Annotated in this window: 14 protein-coding genes; 9 read left to right on the forward strand and 5 right to left on the reverse strand. The window is 70.9% G+C overall.

The features are described from left to right. Positions 1-120: 120 nt before the first annotated feature. The gene (locus EPL03_RS16115; RefSeq protein ID WP_135830374.1) at positions 121-732 is read right to left on the reverse strand and encodes a hypothetical protein; all 612 of its coding nucleotides are present in this window, start codon (positions 730-732) and stop codon (positions 121-123) included. Positions 733-834: 102 nt separating this feature from the next. On the opposite strand from EPL03_RS16115, the gene EPL03_RS16120 reads away from it, so the two are divergent. The 4 genes from EPL03_RS16120 (at position 835) to EPL03_RS16135 (ending at position 5,686) form a co-directional block, all read left to right on the forward strand. Further along, on the forward strand, positions 835-2,013 hold the full coding sequence (locus EPL03_RS16120; protein WP_135830375.1) for a thiolase domain-containing protein: 1,179 nt from the start codon (positions 835-837) through the stop codon (positions 2,011-2,013). Continuing rightward, complete coding sequence (locus EPL03_RS16125; RefSeq protein WP_135830376.1) at positions 2,010-3,572, forward strand: OB-fold domain-containing protein; 1,563 nt, start codon at positions 2,010-2,012, stop codon at positions 3,570-3,572. The genes EPL03_RS16120 and EPL03_RS16125 overlap by 4 nt, the downstream gene beginning before the upstream one ends. A gap of 366 nt (positions 3,573-3,938) precedes the next feature. Further along, on the forward strand, positions 3,939-4,826 hold the full coding sequence (locus EPL03_RS16130) for a 3-hydroxyacyl-CoA dehydrogenase family protein (RefSeq protein ID WP_210425031.1): 888 nt from the start codon (positions 3,939-3,941) through the stop codon (positions 4,824-4,826). After that, positions 4,823-5,686 (forward strand): enoyl-CoA hydratase/isomerase family protein, encoded by an 864-nt coding sequence (locus EPL03_RS16135; protein ID WP_135830378.1) that lies wholly within the window; start codon positions 4,823-4,825, stop codon positions 5,684-5,686. Before EPL03_RS16130 ends, EPL03_RS16135 begins: the two co-directional genes overlap by 4 nt. A gap of 95 nt (positions 5,687-5,781) precedes the next feature. On the opposite strand, the gene EPL03_RS16140 is transcribed toward EPL03_RS16135, so the two are convergent. Continuing rightward, a complete protein-coding gene (locus EPL03_RS16140; RefSeq protein WP_135830379.1) occupies positions 5,782-6,537 on the reverse strand; it encodes a 3-oxoacyl-ACP reductase family protein in 756 nt (251 codons plus the stop codon). Positions 6,538-6,598: 61 nt separating this feature from the next. Here EPL03_RS16140 and EPL03_RS16145 point away from each other — a divergent pair, with 61 nt between their 5' ends. Together EPL03_RS16145 and EPL03_RS20170 are read left to right on the forward strand one after the other, a co-directional pair. After that, on the forward strand, positions 6,599-7,195 hold the full coding sequence (locus EPL03_RS16145) for a DUF2391 domain-containing protein (RefSeq protein WP_135830380.1): 597 nt from the start codon (positions 6,599-6,601) through the stop codon (positions 7,193-7,195). A gap of 111 nt (positions 7,196-7,306) precedes the next feature. Beyond that, positions 7,307-7,462 carry a hypothetical protein gene (locus EPL03_RS20170; protein WP_168216290.1) on the forward strand — a complete coding sequence of 52 codons (156 nt, stop codon included), beginning with the start codon at positions 7,307-7,309 and terminating at the stop codon, positions 7,460-7,462. 60 nt (positions 7,463-7,522) lie between these two features. On the opposite strand, the gene EPL03_RS16150 is transcribed toward EPL03_RS20170, so the two are convergent. Then, complete coding sequence (locus EPL03_RS16150; RefSeq protein ID WP_135830381.1) at positions 7,523-7,948, reverse strand: RNA-binding protein; 426 nt, start codon at positions 7,946-7,948, stop codon at positions 7,523-7,525. 333 nt (positions 7,949-8,281) lie between these two features. Then, on the reverse strand, positions 8,282-8,494 hold the full coding sequence (locus EPL03_RS16155) for a DUF1918 domain-containing protein (RefSeq protein WP_135830382.1): 213 nt from the start codon (positions 8,492-8,494) through the stop codon (positions 8,282-8,284). Positions 8,495-8,730: 236 nt separating this feature from the next. Between EPL03_RS16155 and EPL03_RS16160 the strand changes: the two genes are divergently transcribed. Beyond that, positions 8,731-9,729: a deoxyhypusine synthase gene (locus tag EPL03_RS16160; RefSeq protein WP_135830383.1), complete on the forward strand. Its 999-nt coding sequence runs from the start codon at positions 8,731-8,733 to the stop codon at positions 9,727-9,729. 18 nt (positions 9,730-9,747) lie between these two features. Here EPL03_RS16160 and EPL03_RS16165 read toward each other — a convergent pair whose 3' ends face one another. Further along, entirely contained in the window at positions 9,748-9,978 is a 231-nt protein-coding gene (locus EPL03_RS16165; RefSeq protein ID WP_210425024.1) for a dodecin family protein, read from the reverse strand. 138 nt (positions 9,979-10,116) lie between these two features. Here EPL03_RS16165 and EPL03_RS16170 point away from each other — a divergent pair, with 138 nt between their 5' ends. Then, entirely contained in the window at positions 10,117-11,475 is a 1,359-nt protein-coding gene (locus tag EPL03_RS16170) for an isochorismate synthase (protein ID WP_135830384.1), read from the forward strand. Between the two features lie 13 nt (positions 11,476-11,488). Continuing rightward, positions 11,489-13,306 carry a 2-succinyl-5-enolpyruvyl-6-hydroxy-3-cyclohexene-1-carboxylic-acid synthase gene (menD, locus tag EPL03_RS16175; protein ID WP_135830385.1) on the forward strand — a complete coding sequence of 606 codons (1,818 nt, stop codon included), beginning with the start codon at positions 11,489-11,491 and terminating at the stop codon, positions 13,304-13,306. Positions 13,307-13,396: the final 90 nt, after the last annotated feature.

The following is a 13,396-nucleotide window of genomic DNA, read 5'->3' on the forward strand; positions in this document are numbered from 1 at the left end:
GTCCGGGGGTCGCTCACCGAATCCCGGTCTCGAGCACGTCTGCGCGAGCTTCGTCACCGTAGCCGACTGACCGGCGACCTCGGTCGAAGCGCGTTTCTCGAGCCTCGGCTCGACCACCGCTCACTCGTCGGCCGCAGTCGCGTTCGCCCACGTCCGGTCGGGGGCCGAGTCGAAGCGGTGACACTGCGCTCGAAGCGACCCGGTGTGGCTCGCCGAGCAGCCCGCGTACTCGCCGTTCTCCAGCCAGAGGACGCGCGTCCCGTGGTCGTCCGGCAGGATTCCCTCGGGGTTGCCGCCGCCGGTCGTCACCTCGATGCGGTACTGGATGCCGACGTCACACGAGTCGTTCGCGGACGCGTCGACGACGTGGTCGGCGTCGGGGTCGGTCCGGGGATGGGACTCGACGTGGACGCGGAAAGTGCTGAGGTCCGCGCCCGGCGGCGACGTGCGCTCGACCCACGCCGAGAGATTGGCCTCACTGTCGCCGGTCTCGACGAACGACACCTGCGAGTAGTTCCCGCCGCTGGCCGACCCGCCCGCGTACGTCGCCACCTCGTCCGCACAGCCCGAATCGAGGCGTTCGAGCGACGCGACCGCCATCTCGGTCGGCCCGGTGTGGTCCGAGAAGCCCGGCAGCGCGTTCACCGCGCCCGGCTCCGCGCCGGCGACCGCGAGGCCGAGCAGGGCCGCGACGAGGAGGACGTTCTTCGACGTTTCGGAGTCGAGGACCATAGGTCACGCTCCGGCACGGAGCTGTTAAATCGGTCGGTCGAGTCGGTCACGGGACCCGCCGACAACGGCAGCTATTTCCACCGAGGCCGACACGCTCTAGCCATGCGCGACGCCTACCTCGCGGGCGCGGCCCAGACCGACTTCGGGTCGTTCCCCGACGAGAGCTATCGGTCGCTGTTCCGCACCGCGTTCGAGCGGGCGAGCGAGTCGGTCCCGAACGGCCTCGATGCCGACGACGTTGACGAAGCGGTCGTCGGCACGCTCGGCGTGGGCGGCCGTCAACTCGGGCTGTCCGGCCCGGCGACCACCGAACACGTCGGCCTCCACGGCGTCCCGACCACGCGAGTCGAGAACGCCTGCGCCGCGTCCGGTTACGCGGTCCGGCAGGCCGTCCAGGCCGTCCGGTCGGGGATGGCCGACGTGGTGCTGGCGGGCGGGGTCGAGATAATGACCGACGCCTCGGGCGACGCCACCAAGTACTGGCTCGGCGTCTCGGGCGAGACCGAGTGGGAGCGACTGTCGGGCACGACCTTCGCGGGCGTGTACGCCCAGATGGCCGACGCCCACATGGCCGAGTACGGCACCACCAGCGAACAGCTCTCGCACGTCTCGGTCAAGAACCACCGCAACGGCGCGAGCAACCCCCACGCCCAGCTGGGGTTCGAGTGCTCGCTCGACGACGCCGAGAGCGCACAGACCGTGGCCGACCCCCTGACGCTGTATCACTGCTGTCCGACCAGCGACGGTGCGGCCGCCGCCGTCGTCGTGAGCGAGGACGTGGTGGGCGAGTACACCGACGACCCCATCCGAATCGCGGGCGTGGGCGCGGCCAGCGACGCGGTGGGACTGTTCCAGCGCGATTCGTACACCGGCATCGAGGCGTCCCGGCGCGCGGCCGAGACCGCTTACGACCGGGCCGGACTCGGCCCCGAGGACGTCGACTTCGCGGAGGTCCACGACTGCTTCGCCATCGCCGAGATTCTGGCCTACGAGGATTTGGGCTTCTGTGAGCCGGGCGAGGGCGGCGACCTCGTGGCGTCGGGAGCCACCGCGCTCGACGGCGACCTGCCGGTCAACCCCTCGGGCGGCCTCAAGTCGAAGGGCCATCCCATCGGCGCGACCGGTGCCGGACAGGTCGCCGAAGTCTTCAAACAGCTCTCGGGCGAGGCGGGCGACCGGCAGGTCGAGGACGCGACGCGCGCGCTGACCCACAACGTCGGCGGCAGCGGCGGCGCGGCCGTGGTTCACCTGTTCGAGCGCGAGTCGGGGGTGGAGGCATGACGGACGCCGACGCACCGCGAATCGAGGCTGTCGGCGCGTACGCGCCCCGATTTCGCGTCTCGGCCGACGAGTTCGAGTCGGCGTGGGGCCAGTTCCACGCGTCGGGCGTGAACGCCAAGGCGGTGCCCGACGCCGACGAGGACGCGCTGACGATGGCCTACGAGGCCGCCACGCGCGCGCTCGACGCGGCCGACCGCGAGGGCGGGGTCGTGGCGTTCCTCGCGTTCGCCTCGACCACGCCGCCGATGGCCGAGGAGGACCTGTCGGCGCGTCTGGGCGGCATGCTGGACGTTCCGGGCGACGCGACCCGTCACGTCTTCACCGGGAGTACGCGCGCCGGGACGCGGGCGCTCGACGCCGCGCTCTCGGCCGGGCCGTGGTCGAGCGGACGGGACGCCGCCGACGGGGGCGCAACCGACGAGCGCGTCGGTCTCGTCGTCGCGGCGGACGCCCCGCGCGGCGAACCGGACAGTCCCGAGGACCACGCGGCCGGCGCGGGCGCGGCGGCGTTCGTCCTCTCGGAATCGGGCGACGCGGCCGTGGCCTCGCGGGCCGAGTACGCCGAGGCGTTCCCCGGCACGCGCTTCCGGTCCACCGGCGAGGAGAGGGTCGAGGGCCTCGGCGCGACCGGTTACGAGCGCGCGGCGTTCACCGAGACGCTGGCGGGCGCGGTCGACCGCCTCGAACTCGACGACGCCGACGTCGACGCGGCCCCAGTGCAGGCCCCGGACGGCAAACTCCCCTACCGCGCGGCGGGCGCGCTCGGCGTCGACGCCGAGACCGTCCAGACGTGCGCGACCGTCCACGACCTCGGGGACACCGGTGCGGCCAGCGTCCCGCTGAGTCTGGCGACGGCGCTGGCAGACGGTGCGGACCGAACCCTCGCGGCGGCGTTCGGAAGCGGCGCGGGCGCGGACGCCCTGCTGGTCGAGACGACTGGTGAGCGAGGCGGCGAGGCCGTCGCCGCCTCGCTCGCGCTCGACGGGAGCGAGTCGATTTCCTACGCCGAGTACCTCCGCAAGCGCGGCGAGGTGACGTCGGGACCGCCCGAGGGCGGCGGCGCGTACGTCAGCGTGCCGTCGTGGAAGCGCACGCTCGACCAGCGCCACCGCCTGGTCGCCGGCCGGTGTCCCGACTGCGGGAGCCTCAACTTCCCGCCCGAAGGCGCGTGCAACGCCTGCAAGGCGCTGGTCGACGAGTACGACGAGGTGCAGTTGCCGGGGACCGGGACCGTGGAGGCCGCGACGGTCATCTCGCAGGGCGGCGCGCCGCCGGAGTTCGCCGAGCAACAGGCCCAGTCGGGCGACTTCGGAGTGGTGGTGGTCGCGCTGGACGGGCCTCGCGAGTCGCGAAGCTGCTCGGAACGGTCGAGCGGCGAGGAGCCAAGCGACGACCCGCGAGACGAGCGCGAAAACGCGAGCGTCCCGGCGCAGGTCGTGGACGCCGACCCGGCGGACGTGGCAATCGGCGACCGCGTGGAGACCACGATGCGGCGCATCTACACGCAGGAGGGCGTGACGCGCTACGGGTTCAAGGTGCGGCCCCGGGAAACGGAGTGACCGAGGACGGACGCTGTGCGGGGCGGCTGTGCGGTTGCGGGTTATGCAGTTGCGGGCTGTGCGGGTGCGGGCTGTGCGGTTGCGGACTCATAGGCTCAAGCAGTAGCTAGCTAGCTTCGTGCTGTTCGCTCGGTCCGAACGAGGATTCGGAGTGAGTCGAGCTTCGTTCCGGGCGAGGATTCGGAGTGAGTCGAGCGAACTATCGCCGAGGCCTAGGGAACGACCGCACGGCACCGCAACCGCACAACACCGCCAGCGCGAGCCGACACCTCTCGTGAAGACGAGCGCGCGACCATCGGGCCGTCGTCCGAGTATCCATAAACGCTTAACCGCGCTCCGAACCCCGTTTTACCCGTCATGAACGAACTGAACGTCGCGGTACTCGGAGCCGGAACCATGGGTCACGGCATCGCACAGGTGTCGGCGATGGCGGGCCACGACGTGACGATTCGGGACATCGAGCGCGAGTTCGTCGACGACGGCATCGATTCCATCGAAGCGAATCTCCAGGGCGGCGTCGACCGCGAGAAGATCACCGAGTCGGAGAAGGCCGCGACGCTCGACCGCATCTCGGGCACGACCGACCTCGCGGACGCCGTCGCGGACGCCGACCTCGTGGTCGAGGCCGTGCCCGAGGACGTCGACCTCAAGCGGGGGACGTTCGAGGACGTCGAGGAACACGCGCCCGAGGACGCGATTATCGCCTCGAACACGTCGTCGCTGTCGGTCACCGAAATCGCGTCGGCGCTCGACGACCCCGGCCGTGGCGTCGGCCTCCACTTCTTCAACCCGGTCCACATCATGGAACTCGTGGAGGTCGTCGTGGCCGAGCAGACCGACGAGGAGACCGTGGCGTTCGCCGAAGAATTCGTCGAGGACCTCGGCAAGACGGTCGTGAGCGTGCACGACACCGCCGGGTTCGCCTCCTCGCGGCTCGGGGTCGCGCTCGGCGTCGAGGCCATGCGGATGGTCGAGGAGGGCGTCGCCAGCCCGCGCGACGTCGACGCCTCGATGGAACTGGGGTACAACCACCCGATGGGTCCCATCGAACTGGGCGACGTGGTGGGACTCGACGTGCGGCTGGACATCCTCGAACACCTCCGCGAGGAACTCGGCGAGCGGTTCCGACCCCCGCAGATTCTCCGCCGGAAGGTCCGGGCCGGAAAGCTCGGCAAGAAGACCGGCGAGGGGTTCTACGTCTGGGAGGACGGCGAAATCGTGGGCACGTCGGGCGACTGGGGTGACGACGAATGAGCGACGAGGACGCCGAGGGCACGGCGAGCGCCGACGCCGACCCGACGCCCGGCGCGCCCGAGCAGGTCGCCGCCGAGTGCGAGACGGTCGACGTCGCGGTCGGCGACCGAGCCGAGGGCGTGGCCACCGTCACGCTGTCGCGACCCGACGCCCGGAACGCGCTCAACGCCCAGTTGCGGGCGGAACTGAAGGACGTGCTGGACGCCATCGAAGCGAGCGACGTGCGCGTGGTCGTCCTCACCGGCTCCGAGGAGTCGGGCGCGTTCGTCGCGGGCGCGGACGTGACCGAACTCCGCGAGCGCGGCCCGTTCGAGCAGCGCGAGGCCAGCGCCCGCCCGCGGGTGTACGAGTACGTCGACGACCTGCGCCAGCCCGTCGTCGGCGCGATAAACGGCCACGCGCTCGGGGGCGGCTGCGAACTCGCGCAGGCCTGCGACACCCGCATCGCCCGCGAGGACGCCAAACTGGGCCAGCCCGAGATAAATCTCGGCATCATGCCCGGCGGCGGCGGCACCCAGCGACTCCCCCGACTGGTCGGCGAAGGCCAGGCGATGCGGCTGATTCTCTCCGGGGAGCTAATCGACGCCGAGGAAGCCGGCGACATCGGACTCGTGGACGAGGTCCACCCGGAGGGCGAGTTCGAGGAACGGGTCTACGACCTCGCGGGGTCGATGGCCGACAAGAGCCCGCTCGCGCTGGAGTTCGCCAAGAAGTCGGTGAAGGCGAGCAGCCGGATGGACCTCGACGACGGCATCGAGTACGAGGCCGAACTGTTCGCCCAACTGTTCGCCTCCGAGGACAAGAACGAGGGCATCGACGCCTTCTTCGAGGACCGCGAGCCCGAGTGGTCGGGGGAGTGAGTCGTTCTTGGCGGACTGAACGGGCGAGGCGCGCTCGCGGCCGACGACCGCGAGCGCGCCGAGGGCGTTCGAGGCTGTAATTCCAGTTTGCGACCTCACCGCATCAGCTCGCCGCCGTTGACGTTGAGCGTCTCGCCCGTCACGAACCCCGCGTCGCGCAGGTACGCCACCGCGTCGGCTATCTGCTCGGGCTGGCCGAACGTTCCGAGCGGAATCGCGGCCAGTTCCTCGCGCTTCTCGGCCTCGGTCCGGTCGGCGGTCATGTCGGTCTCGACGTGGCCCGGCGCGACCGCGTTGACCCGAATCTCGGGCGCGAAGTCGTCGGCGTGGCTCTTGGTCAGGCCGAGCAGTCCCGCCTTCGACGCGGCGTAGTGGCACTCGACGGCCGCGCCCGTGTGGGCCAGAATCGACGAGACGTTCGTGACGGAGGGCGTCGGCGCGGGGTCGCCAGCGGCGGCGTCCGCCGACGCCCGGAGGTGGGGCAGTGCGGCCTTCGTCACGTTGAACGCGCCGTTGACGTTGGTGTCCATCACCCGGTCGAAGTCCGCCGGCGAGAGGTCCTCGGTGAAGACGTGCTGGTCGATGCCGGCGTTGTTCACGACGTGGTCGACGCCGCCGAACGCCTCGACCGTCGCGTCCACGAGGTCGGCGGCCTCGTCGGCGTCGCTCACGTCCGCCCGGACCGCGACCGCGTCGGCGTCGGTCTCCTCGTCGATGGCGTCGGCGACCGCGCGGGCCTGCTGGGCGCTCTCGACGTAGTTGACCGCGACGTCGTAGCCGTCGCGGGCGAACCGCTCGGCGATTGCCCGACCGATGCCCCGCGAGGAGCCGGTGACGATGGCTGCTGGCATACTCCGACCACCGCACCCGGCGACCTTGGAACTTTTGTCCGGCGGGTGCGAGTGCCCACGCATGACGAAGCGCGAGCCCGGCTCCGGCGTCTCGAAGCGGCGGTCCGCCCCGCCCGACGACGCCGAACTCGACGACCTGCTCGACGAACTCGAAGAGTTGGAGGAGACCGTCGACGACCCCGACGAGCGCGAGCAGGTCCGCGAGACGATGCGGGTCGCCCGCCGGGTCCGGACCACCGGCGCGTTCGGCCGGGTCATCCGGGGGTTCGACCGCCGGGACGCCTCCGAGGCGCTGGTGGGAAGCGTCGTGTTCGGCGTGCCGATGCTGGTCGAGGAGGGGACGCTCGAGGTCGGCGCGTTCGTGGCCGCAAATCCGGTCTCGCTCGTGGGCACCGTCCTCGGCACCGTCGCCATCGTCGTCGGCCTGCTCTACGTCGCGGAGATACAGCGCGTCGAGATTCACGAGCCGTTCTTCGGCGTCGTTCCCCGGCGGCTCGCGGGCGTGCTGACCATCTCGTTCGCGACGGCCGCCGTCCTGATGACCGGCTGGGGACGGGTCGACTGGGGCGAGCCGTGGCTGGCGCTCTGTCAGACGACGGTCGCGTTCGCGCCGATGGCGCTCGGGGCCGCGCTCGGCGACATCCTCCCGGGGTCGTGAGCGCCGGCTTCGAACCCGCCCTAAATAGTCGGGAATAATAGTATAGAGCACAAAGTATATGCCGGTCGCGCGGGACGTGGTAACTGTTCGCACAGTGCGACGGTGAGAGCCATGATGGAATGTCCACACTGCGGTTCGGAGCTGAATCGGCGGACGAACTCGCGCACCCACCGGAACGGCGACCCGCTGGGGGGCAAGTCCACCGGGTCGGAACTGGTCGCCTGCCCGGACTGCGACGGGATGATTGACGGCTTCACGGCGCACTGATTCGGGACCCCTGACCGACTCGTCCCGTTTTCGGCCCTGACCAGGGCTGTCGCACCGATTTCAGAGGTTCGCGAGCGCCTCGCGAGCGTTCTCGACCGCGGCGGCCTTCTTCGCGGGGTACGCTTCGACCTTCGCGCGGAGAGTGATGCCCTCGCCGAGCGCGACCTCGCCGCGATACGCCGCCTGCTTGTCGAGCCGGAGGAACAGCGAGCAGTTGTCGTCGACGCGCTCGTCGAGTTCGGCGACGAGGTCGTCGACGTCCGGGAGTTGGGCCACCTTCGAGAGGACGTGGCGCATCTCGTCGGCGGTCTCGACCCGCGCCGAGAGGACGAGGATGCGGTCGCCGTGGTACCCCTCGCTCTCGGCGCGTTCGACCGCGAACTCCTCGGGCAGGTAGGTCCGGAGCGCCTGCTCGACGCGCTTGTCGTCCTCGGTCGCGTAGCAGAACGCCCGCAGGTCGACGTAGTGGAACGGAACTTCGGCCATCGACCGCGGGTACGCGCCGGGGACTCAAAAAGCCGTTTCGTTCGATGCAGGCTCGGCCCGCCCGGCGCGCGCTGGTGGGACCCGTCGGTGGTCGCACCGAAGCGTGCGAGGGAGGCGGCCACCCAAACGTGGTCGCCGAGGTTGGGAGGCGCGAGGCGTTCGCGGTGCCGTGCGGTCGCGGTCCTCATCGGTCGAGCCAGAAGCTAGCTTGGCCGAACCGGCGGCCGGCCGGGTGGCGACAGCTTCCGCCGCGGTACGCGAATCGCCGCACGCACGCGCGACGTCCGCACGCGACTCGGAGTCGAACGCCGTTCCGTAGAAAACGTCGGGTCGCTACTCTTCGTCGGCGTCGTCCGCGTCGTCGGCCTCGCCGGCGGCCTCGAGCGAGTCCTCGGGAATGCCGGTCTCCTGGCCGTCCTCGAAGCTGACGGTGTAGGTGCTGTCGCCGAACATGGTCTCCATGACCTGCGTGACCTGTCCCTCTTCGCCGTCGTACTCGCTGTGCTCGTCGTGCAGGGTGACGCGGTCGTCTTCCTCGAAGCTCATGAATCGGGCTACTCCTGCGCCGGGTAAAAGCGGCCCGGTTCGGTCTCGCTCGGCGGCGTCGCCCCGCTCGCGGCGCGCGTTCGCGCCGCTGGCGGTTCCGGCGCTCGCGTTCGGAATCGCACACTGGTCGTCGTCCCTCGTTCGAATCGTCCTCGCTCGACCACCGACCGTGGGCGTCGCTCGCACGCCGACCGCGAAGTGCAAGACTCTTGTCGACGTGACGCCCACACTCCCCTATGACCGACGAGAGCCGCGAACACGTCGTTCCGGGGAGCGACGAGGACCTCGACACCGCCGACGTCGAGGGCCACGACTTCCGGGGCGAGTTCGACTTCTTCGACCTGCTTTCGACCTACGAGACGACCGGCTTCCAGGCGACTCACCTCTCGGAGGCGGTCGACCTCCTGACGAAGATGGACGAGGCCGACGCCAAAGTGTACCTGACGATGACCTCCAATATCGTCTCCTCGGGCCTCCGGGAGGTCGTCGCCGCGCTGGTGCGCGAGGGGTTCGTGGACGTGCTCATCACCACCTCCGGGTCGATAACCGAGGACGTCATCAAGACCGAAAAGCCGTTCAAGATGGGCGAGTGGGACGTCGACGAGGCCGAGATGCGCGAGCGGGGCATCAACCGGCTGGGCAACATCTTCGTCCCCTCCGACCGGTACGTCTGGCTCGAATCGTACCTCAACGACTTCTTCGACGACTTCTTCGACGACGAGGAGATACGGACGCCGACCGAGTTCGCCCGGGAACTCGGCGAGACGCTGGACGACGAGGATTCGGTCCTGAAGCAGGCCGCCGACAACGACGTGCCGGTGTTCTGCCCGGCGCTGACCGACGCCGAGGTCGGCAACTTCCTCTACTACTACCGGCAGGGCATCGGCCCGGACGTCGGCATCGAAATCGTCGAGGACTACGACCGACTCATCGACGAGGGGATGCTCGCGGACGAGACCGGACTGGTCGTGCTGGGCGGCGGCGTGCCCAAGCACCACGCCATCATGACCAACCTGTTCCGGGGCGGCGCGGACTACGCGGTGTACGTCTCGACCGGGATGGAGGGAGACGGCTCGCTGTCGGGCGCACCGCCGGACGAAGCGGTCTCGTGGGGCAAGATAAAGCAGGACGCGAACGACGGCGAGCGCGAGGCGAAAAACTACACGCAGGTCGAGGCCGAGGCGACGCTGGTGGTCCCGCTGCTGGCCGCGACCGTGCTGGCCGACCGCGAGTGACTGGCGGGACGACCCCACTCAGTCGTCGTGAACCGGGAAGCACTCAGTCGTCGTGAACCGGGAAGGCGACTTCGACGGTCGCGCGGTACTCGGTGATCTCGTCGTCTTCGACCTGCGCGGTCCAGTCCCGACCTCGACGCCGGAGATGTGGTCGACCGTCTCGCTGGCCTGCCGGAACGCCTCCTCGGCGGCGGCCTGCCACGACTCGTCGGCCGTGCCAGTTATCTTGACTATCTTCACTGCCGTCATGGCGTCCGGAGCACGACGACGTTCGAGTAGCGTCTCGTTGCCGCTCGGGCGCGGCCGTCGAGCACGGAACGGGCCTGCCTCCGGCGCTCACGTCCGAGACAGTTAGACTAAAGGCTCCGGCCTCCACAGTTCGACTGAATGGAGTCTCCGCCCCGTGACGGACAGGTGTCGACCGAACCGACCGGCTCCGAGCTCGTGAGCCGGACCTGCGAGCTATCCGACTGCGACCCCCGCGGGTTCCTCGTCGGCCGGGACGCGCCGAGGACCTACTGGACCAGCCCCTACGGCCCGGAGTTCGCCGGCGGCGGGACGGCGGCCCGGGTCGCCGCCGACGGTCCCGGCCGCTTCGACGAGGTCCGCGAGCGGGCCGAGGACCTCTTCGCCGGCCTCGACTACGACGGCCCCGACGCCGCTCGGCCCCGGCTGTTCGGCGGCTTCGCGTTCCACGCCGACCACGAGTCGGCCCCGCCGTGGCACGGGTTCGCCGGGGCCGAGTTCGTCCTCCCTCGGACCCAGTTGACCCGCGCGAACGGCGAGACGTGGCTGACCGTCTCGGCACGCGACGCCGACCCCGAGGCGGTCGAATCGGAACTCGCGGAGGTCCGCGACGCGCTCGCGGCCGCGCCCGACCCCGAGCGCGCCGCCCCGCCGGGGGTCGCGGCCACGCGCTCGAGCACGACACGCGAGCAGTGGGCCGAGCAGGTCCGGGCCGCCGTCGAGCGAATCGAGGCGGGCGAACTCCGGAAGGTGGTGTTGGCGCAGGCGCTGTCGGCCGAGTTGGAGGGCGACCTCTCGGTCCCCGACGTGCTCGCCCGGCTCGGCGAGTCGTACCCCGACTGCTTCCGGTTCCTGTTCGAGCCGACCACGGAGGCGGCCTTCTTCGGCGCGACGCCCGAGCGCCTCGCCACCCTCCGGGGTCGGACCGTCGAGGCCGACGCGCTGGCCGGGTCGGTCGGCAGGGGCGACACGCCCGAGGCCGACGCCGACCTCGAAGCCGGGCTCCGGAACAGCGAGAAGATAGCCCACGAACACGAACTCGTGGTCGAGACCGTCCGCGACCAGCTCGCGCCCATCTCGGCGTCGGTCCGGGTTTCGGACCGCCGGGTCCGGAAGCTGGCGACCATCCAGCACCTCTGGACGCCCGTCGAGGCCGACCTCCCGAGCGACGGGGCCGACGCCGGAGCCGACGACCACGTCCTCCGAATCGTGGAGGCGCTCCACCCCACGCCGGCGGTCGGCGGACTGCCGCCGGACGCCGCGCTCCGGACCATCCGCGAGACCGAGGCGTTCGACCGGGGCTGGTACGCCGCCCCGATAGGCTGGTTCGACGCCGAGGGCGACGGCACCTTCGCGGTCGGACTCCGGTGTGCGGTCGCGGACGACCGCACCGCCACCCTGTTCGCCGGCAACGGCATCGTGGCCGACAGCGACCCCGACGAGGAGTACGAGGAGGTCCAGCTCAAGTACCCGCCGATTCTGGACGAACTGGAGGAGTGACTCGGGGCGAACAATGACCGCCCCGAACCGCAACACCCTCTGGGCCGACGCGCTGGTCGAGGAACTCGCCCGGGCCGGCGTCGAGGCGGTCTGCGTCGCGCCCGGAAGCCGCTCGACGCCCCTGACGGTCGCGGTCGCCGGCCACCCCGACCTCGACGTGTTCTCCCACCTCGACGAGCGCTCTGCGGCCTTCTTCGCGCTCGGCCGGGCCAAGCGAACCGGCCGGCCCACGCCGCTGATATGTACCTCCGGGACCGCCGCCGCCAACTTCCACCCGGCCGTCATCGAGGCCAGTCAGGCCCGCGTCCCGATGGTCGTCCTCACGGCCGACCGGCCGCCCGAACTCCGGGACTCGGGCGCGAATCAGACCGTCGACCAGCGGAAGCTCTACGGCGACGCGGTCCGGTGGTACGCCGACCTGCCCGAGCCCGACCCCGACGCCCGGACTCTGCGCTCGCTCCGGACGACGGCGGGCCGAGCGGTCGCCCAGGCCACCGGCACGCCGCCGGGACCGGTCCACCTCAACGTCCCGTTCCGCAAGCCGCTCGAACCCGTCGAGGTGCCCGGCGACGTGCCCGACGACCTCCCGGATAGCGCGCCCCTCGCGGCGGAGGGTCGCGTCGACGACGACGGGGAGCGGTCGCCGTTCGTCCGCACCGCGACGGGCCGCCCGGAACTCGACGACGGCGACCTCGAAGCCGTCCGGCGAGCGGTCGCGGACGCCGACCGGGGCCTCCTCGTCGCCGGCCCGGCGGACGACCCCACGCCCGGCCGCGAGGCGCTGGCCGCCCTCGCGTCCGCGACCGGCTTTCCCGTCCTCGCGGACCCGCTCTCGGGCCACCGGTTCGGCCACGGCGAGGCAATCGCTGGCGAGGACCCCGTTCCCGTCGTCGGCGGCTACGACGGCTACCTCGGCGCGGTCGGCGACGACTGGCCCGACCCCGAGGTCGTGGTGCGGTTCGGCGCGTCGCCCACCTCGAAGGTGCTCCGACAGTACCTCGAAGCCAGCGACGCCCGGCAGTTCCTCGTGGACCCGGCGGCGGGCTGGCGTGAGGCGACGTTCACCGCGACCGACCTGCTCGCGGCCGACCCGACCCGATTCGCCGAGCGACTCGCCGAGAGCGTCCGCGTCGGCGGCGACGGGTCGTGGCGCGACCGCTTCGCCGACGCCGAGCGACGCTACTGGGACCTCGTGACCGACGCGCGCGAGGGCCGACTGTTCGAGGACGCGACCGCCCCGTCGTTCGAGGGTGCGATTCTGTCGGCGGTCGCGGCCGACGCGCCCGACCCCGCGACCGTGGTGGTCTCGAACAGCATGCCGGTTCGGGACCTCGACCGGTTCGGTCGGCCCCGGGCGGCCGACCTCCGGGCGCTGGGCAACCGGGGCGCGAGCGGCATCGACGGCGTCACCAGCACCGCGCTGGGCGCGGGGAGCGCGACCGACGACCCGCTCGTCCTCGTCACGGGCGACCTCGCGTACTACCACGACATGAACGGACTGCTCGCGGTCGCGCGCTGTGGCGTGGACGCGACAATCGTCGAGATCAACAACGACGGCGGCGGCATCTTCCACATGCTCCCAATCGAGGATTTCGACCCGCCGTTTACCGACCAGTTCCGGACGCCCCACGGCCTCGACTTCGAGCCGACCGGCGACCTCTACGGCCTGGACTTCGAGCGGACGACCGACCTCGCGTCGTTCCGGTCGGCTTTCGAGGCGTCGGTCCGGAGCGCGGGGACTCAGGTCGTTGAGGTCGTCACTGACGCCGAGGACAGCCACCGGTTCCGCGAGCGACTCGAAGCCCGCGTGGCCGCGGAACTCGGCGAGTAGGCCGGTCGTGCCGGACGGCCGATAGTTACCAGATTTCGAGAACTTTCACATTAAGTATCGTCAACTTTGATGAATCATCCGTCCCGAATA

The organism is Halorussus halobius (assembly GCF_004765805.1).
Lineage (GTDB): Archaea > Halobacteriota > Halobacteria > Halobacteriales > Haladaptataceae > Halorussus > Halorussus halobius.

Excerpts from the sequence above, each read along its gene's own strand:
- EPL03_RS16115 (WP_135830374.1), bottom strand. The coding sequence starts at position 732 with ATGGTCCTCGACTCCGAAACGTCGAAGAACGTCCTCCTCGTCGCGGCC.
- EPL03_RS16120 (WP_135830375.1), top strand. The coding sequence starts at position 835 with ATGCGCGACGCCTACCTCGCGGGCGCGGCCCAGACCGACTTCGGGTCG.
- EPL03_RS16125 (WP_135830376.1), top strand. The coding sequence starts at position 2,010 with ATGACGGACGCCGACGCACCGCGAATCGAGGCTGTCGGCGCGTACGCG.
- EPL03_RS16135 (WP_135830378.1), top strand. The coding sequence starts at position 4,823 with ATGAGCGACGAGGACGCCGAGGGCACGGCGAGCGCCGACGCCGACCCG.
- EPL03_RS16140 (WP_135830379.1), bottom strand. The coding sequence starts at position 6,537 with ATGCCAGCAGCCATCGTCACCGGCTCCTCGCGGGGCATCGGTCGGGCA.
- EPL03_RS16145 (WP_135830380.1), top strand. The coding sequence starts at position 6,599 with ATGACGAAGCGCGAGCCCGGCTCCGGCGTCTCGAAGCGGCGGTCCGCC.
- EPL03_RS20170 (WP_168216290.1), top strand. The coding sequence starts at position 7,307 with ATGATGGAATGTCCACACTGCGGTTCGGAGCTGAATCGGCGGACGAAC.
- EPL03_RS16150 (WP_135830381.1), bottom strand. The coding sequence starts at position 7,948 with ATGGCCGAAGTTCCGTTCCACTACGTCGACCTGCGGGCGTTCTGCTAC.
- EPL03_RS16155 (WP_135830382.1), bottom strand. The coding sequence starts at position 8,494 with ATGAGCTTCGAGGAAGACGACCGCGTCACCCTGCACGACGAGCACAGC.
- EPL03_RS16160 (WP_135830383.1), top strand. The coding sequence starts at position 8,731 with ATGACCGACGAGAGCCGCGAACACGTCGTTCCGGGGAGCGACGAGGAC.
- EPL03_RS16165 (WP_210425024.1), bottom strand. The coding sequence starts at position 9,978 with ATGACGGCAGTGAAGATAGTCAAGATAACTGGCACGGCCGACGAGTCG.
- EPL03_RS16170 (WP_135830384.1), top strand. The coding sequence starts at position 10,117 with ATGGAGTCTCCGCCCCGTGACGGACAGGTGTCGACCGAACCGACCGGC.
- menD (WP_135830385.1), top strand. The coding sequence starts at position 11,489 with ATGACCGCCCCGAACCGCAACACCCTCTGGGCCGACGCGCTGGTCGAG.